The organism is Vibrio sp. 1978 (assembly GCF_033344345.1).
The window spans coordinates 1-568 of the sequence record NZ_JAWPOP010000818.1 but is presented as its reverse complement, the minus strand read 5'-3'; the positions used below and the strand labels follow the sequence as shown (position 1 = coordinate 568).

Annotated in this window: 1 pseudogene; it reads right to left on the bottom strand. The window is 41.0% G+C overall.

Features of this window, described 5'->3' with window-relative positions:
- Nucleotides 1-295 precede the first annotated feature (295 nt).
- Nucleotides 296-568, bottom strand: a pseudogene (locus R8N49_RS29295) (nicotinate phosphoribosyltransferase); the annotation flags it as partial.

Here is a 568-nt window from a genome sequence, read left to right as displayed (position 1 = left end):
ATTTTTGACTCCTGATTCAAGCTATTACGTGAAGCCCAAAGTCATGAAAAAGCAGATAAACGCATAGATAAACTATGTGATCAGGCTAAGTGAGTGCTCTGCGAAAGAACACTTTCCACAATGCCGCAACGTTGGGAGTATCTATCAATCATAGTCTCTAGCGAGTCAAAAAACGCAAGGGAGCAAAGATTGATATAAGACTTACTATAACGAAATCACCCTCTTCGTTTACCGATATAAATTTATCGAAACGATAGAGGGTGATTATCAAGAAAGGAGCTAAAACGAGTGGAGTTTACGCATCGATAAGGTAGTTCTGCCCTTCGCTTTCGAGGCGATCAATGAGCTTACGACATTCATTTAAATCAAGCGGTTGTTCAAAGCGACGTTTAAGATTCATCAAAAAGAAAATGTCTTCACACATTGCCTTTTCTGGCTCGTCACTGATCTTTGCGACTGGAGAGCTATTACAAGTCACCATTTTAATCACGATGGAAAGCGGCTGATATGCCTCGCCTTGATCGTTAACGTAATTACCCATGTCATTTGCCAGCGACGTACCGATACA